This is a genomic window from Sulfuricurvum sp. (assembly GCF_049305995.1).
GTDB lineage: Bacteria > Campylobacterota > Campylobacteria > Campylobacterales > Sulfurimonadaceae > Sulfuricurvum.
In genome coordinates, this window is the sequence record NZ_JBAQPS010000344.1 from 1 (window position 1) to 4142 (window position 4142).

Below are 4142 nucleotides of genomic sequence, written 5' to 3' on the forward strand. Positions count from 1 at the left end.
AAATATGGCTCTCAACCGCATAACTGCCATCCGTTGTGACACGATGCCCGACAAAAACGACGGAGGGGTGAAAGTGTTCCTCCCCATCGATTCGGGTCAATGCGGCATATACCCCCTCATAAGGGAGGAGATATCCCTGACATTCGAGATTTATTGTCGGAACAAGCTCCGTTTTACCAATCCCCTGCCCTCGAACAACCGACCCTTTTATACAATAATTGTGTCCCAAAAAGCGGTTGGCTCCGCTGAGATCGCCGATTTGGATTTTAGAGCGGATTTTGTGAGAGTGAACGGAATCGCCATCGACACAGACTTGATCGACTACTTTGACTTCACCCTCAAACAATTCACCCAAAGAAGCATGAGAATATCGACGGTTTTTCCCGAAATGAAAATCATACCCGACAACAATTTTTTTCAGATGTGGAAAACGTTCCCGCAACATTGCGACAAACTCTTCCCCCTCCAAGTGACGAATATCCTCTAATGAGTAATAAACGATCGGATAATGCGTATAGTGTTCACGTTCCGTGCCGGGGGTGAGGTTGGCGTATCCTGTCTCAATAACGACAATAGCACCGTTTTCTCCCAATGCACTAAAGAGTTGCTGATGCCCGATATGCATCCCATCAAATCCGCCGATACTGATCGCATCAACCTTTGACAAAACCATAACATGTCTCCTGATTTCCCTCTTTTCCGGCAATATGAGCCACCTCTTTGGCAACTAATTTCCATCCCATCAATGCACATGCATCTTCGAGGCGAATCATCGCTTTTCCAATCGCTTTGTCGTCTTTAACAACACCGTTTTTATCCCGTTTCACTTCACGCCCCACTTGAAACTGCGGTTTAAAAAGGAGTACGATGTATTTGGACGCGAGACGGTCAATCGATTCGAGGATCAATTCCAACGGGATAAAAGCAACATCACATGTCACGATATCAAATGGTTGCTCTGAGGTGAAATTGCGAATATCGGTATTTTCATAAACACTGATGCGTGAATCACTGCGCAAGCTCGGATGAAGCTGATCGCTTCCGACATCGACACAGGTGACACTCGAAATACCGTTTTCAAGGAGAATTTGTGTAAATCCCCCCGTAGATGAACCGATATCGAGCGCACGAAGAGTGCTCAGATTCCATTCAGTATGAGGAAGAAACCCTTTGAGTTTAATCGCCGCACGACTCACATAAAGCTCCGTATTAGCAATCTCAACAGCCATTGTTTCAACGACATCAAATGAAACTTTATCAATGATTTTCCCATCAACACTCACAGCGTGTTCTTTAATCAATTGCTGTGCTTTATTTCGGCTCTCAACAAGACCGCTTTCTACTAAATAACTATCAAGTCTCATCGTGTTCCATTATTTTTTAATTCGTTATCGTGACATAACTTTGTTTAGGATACCATTGCGCGAATGTTTTCTGGGTAAGGAATTTTTTTATGCAATCTATTCATATCGTAATCATCGGCGGAGGATATGGCGGTATCCGTACAATGGAACATCTCGCTCATAACAGCCATATTGCCATCACACTCATTGACAAAAATCCCTATCATTATATGCAAGCCGAAGTGTACGATTTTATCGCCAATAAAGTTGACATGTCTCATGTCATGATTGATCTTCCTTCTTTGTGCAAAAGCTTTGGTTTGGTGAATTTTGTTTGCGAAGAAGTAATACAAATCGATTCCGATCGATCAGAAGTCATCACTCCGACGCAAACTATCGGCTACGATCGTTTGATTATTGCAAGTGGAAGCCGTACCTATTTCCCAGACTTTATCAAAGGTCTTCGTGAACACACTCACGGGGTTAAAAGTATTCCAAGTGCCTTGGATTTCAAACAACAGTTTGAACGATCTCTCCTCAACCGTATCGAAACACAAACCCAAGGTTGCGATGTTAAGCCTTTCAATATCGTGATCGGAGGAGCGGGACTCTCTGGGGTAGAGATCGCCGCAGAGATGGCGGCATATGCGAACAAATTTTATCACAATGGTAATTTTGGATGTCGGGGAGTCGATGTCTACCTTATCGATGCCTATGAGACTATTTTATATGGAATGGATCCATTTTTAATTCAAAGTGCTTATGAACGTCTTATTAAATTAGGCATTCATGTTTGGCACAATAATCGTATTAGCGAAGTACATGCTCATGATATTGTTTTAGACAATGGAAAACATCTGGATTTTGAATTTATGATTTTTACAGGAGGAATCGCCGCTTCACCTCTCACCCAACACCTAGGATTCGAAACCAATCTAAAAGGGCATTTGATCGTCGATGAAAACCTCAACATCCCCAACCAACCCAACATTTATGCCATCGGTGACATCACCAGCGCACTCGATGAAAATGGCAAATTTATCCCCCCTACCGCACAACTCGCCGAACGAGAGGGAGAACATGTGGCTCGAAATATTCTTCGCACACTGCGAGGAAAATCAAAACAGCCGTTCCGATATAAAAACCAAGGGGTAATGATCGCGCTAGGGGGTGAATACGGAGCGGGTTTACTCCCCGGAGGGATCAAGGTAAAGGGTTACCTCGCATATCTAATCAAAAAGGCTATTTTTCACTTTTACAGCAGTCCCCTCAGACACCGTAGTAGTATTGGAAAGAGAAGATAGAGCACGAAATTCTTTTTCGGTGAGCAATGGGACACCAAATTCTACCGCTTTATCGTATTTACTCCCCGCGTCTTCGCCGTACACAACATAATCGGTCTTTTTTGAGACGGATGAGGCAACTTTGGCTCCCAATGATTCAAGTATCGCTTTAATACTATCGCGCGGTACACTCATCGAGCCCGTGATGACAACACTTTTACCCTTGAATGGGTTCTCGTGCGCTTCGATTTTCACAGGCGCTACAGGACTTAAAATAGTGCGTAAATTTTCGATCTTCTCACTATTGACACGGACAAATTCAAGGATTGACTCAACCATCTCCCCTCCGAATCCCTCCAGTGCCAAAATCTCTTCGCGGCTTGCCGTATCAAACGCCGTTCCAAACGCACCGCACAATGTTTTAGATGCCACTTCGCCGATATGCTCGATCCCAAGTGCATTGATAAAACGCCAGCAATCGCACCCCTTGACCGCCGCAATAGCCTCGATCAGATTACGGCTCTTTTTCTCTTTGAATCCCTCTAAGGATAGAAGCTGTTCCATCGTAAGACTGAAAAGATCACTGAGTTCTCGCACCATCCCCGCACTATGAAGCGCTTCGACGATCTTATCCCCTAGCCCGTCGATGTTGAGACACTGTTTCGAGGCAAAATAGATAATCGAGTTCACCACCCGTGCTTCGCACCCCATATTTTGACATTTGATGAGCGCCCCCTCATCGAGAAGCTCACTCCCGCACACAGGACATTGCGTCGGTCGGGGGATGATTTGCTCATTTCCGCTCCGCTCCGCCGTAATCACTTTGACGATTTTAGGGATGACGTCACCACTGCGGAGTATTATTACCTTATCCCCGATGCGGATATCTTTACGCTCGATCTCATCGAAATTATGAAGCGTCGACCTCTCAACCGTAACCCCCTCGATATCGACTGGCTCGACGATGGCAACAGGGGTGACAACACCACTACGCCCCACCTGCATGATCACCTCTTTGAGTGTGGTGAGTTTCTCGATAGCAGGGAATTTATACGCCGCCGCCCATCGGGGATTTTTGACCGTATAACCCAGCTCATCCTGCACGGCTATCGCGTCTACCTTGATCACCATCCCATCGAGGAGCATCGCAAAATTATCCCGCTCAACGCGCATCTCATGATAAAATATCTCGATCTGATCGGCGCTCTCGCACAAGTGGGTCATGTGGGGGTTTCGAAATCCCAGAGCGTACACCCACTCCATCCGCTCGGAGAGATTTTTGATCTCTAGCGTGTTAGCCCCGATACCGTAAGGCATGAAAACCAGACGGCGTGACGCGGTGATACGGGTATCAAGCTGTCGAAGACTCCCCGCCGCCGCATTACGCGGATTGGCAAACAGCGATTCGCCGTTACGGGAACGCTCCAGATTAATCTTCTCAAAATCCTCTTTGAAGATCACCACTTCACCCCGTATTTCAATACGTTCTTTGTAATCAATTGTCAAAGGAATACTC

At 45.8% G+C, this 4142-nt stretch carries 4 protein-coding genes; 1 reads left to right on the plus strand and 3 read right to left on the minus strand.

From position 1 onward, the window contains the following. Both WA010_RS11640 and tlyA read right to left on the minus strand, forming a co-directional pair. Positions 1-673: bifunctional riboflavin kinase/FAD synthetase (locus tag WA010_RS11640; RefSeq protein ID WP_422557282.1), on the minus strand; the 673-nt coding region annotated here is incomplete at its 3' end. Continuing rightward, positions 654-1364: a 23S rRNA (cytidine-2'-O)-methyltransferase TlyA gene (gene tlyA / locus WA010_RS11645; protein WP_422557283.1), complete on the minus strand. Its 711-nt coding sequence runs from the start codon at positions 1362-1364 to the stop codon at positions 654-656. The genes WA010_RS11640 and tlyA, both read right to left, overlap by 20 nt. Positions 1365-1453: 89 nt before the next feature. Here tlyA and WA010_RS11650 point away from each other — a divergent pair, with 89 nt between their 5' ends. After that, positions 1454-2647, plus strand: coding sequence for an NAD(P)/FAD-dependent oxidoreductase (locus tag WA010_RS11650; protein ID WP_422557284.1), 1194 nt, complete (start codon positions 1454-1456; stop codon positions 2645-2647). On the opposite strand, the gene ligA is transcribed toward WA010_RS11650, so the two are convergent. After that, positions 2573-4142, minus strand: a 1570-nt coding sequence (gene ligA / locus WA010_RS11655; RefSeq protein ID WP_422557285.1) for an NAD-dependent DNA ligase LigA, incomplete at its 5' end; no start/stop codon positions are given. The two genes, WA010_RS11650 and ligA, sit on opposite strands and share 75 nt — an antisense overlap.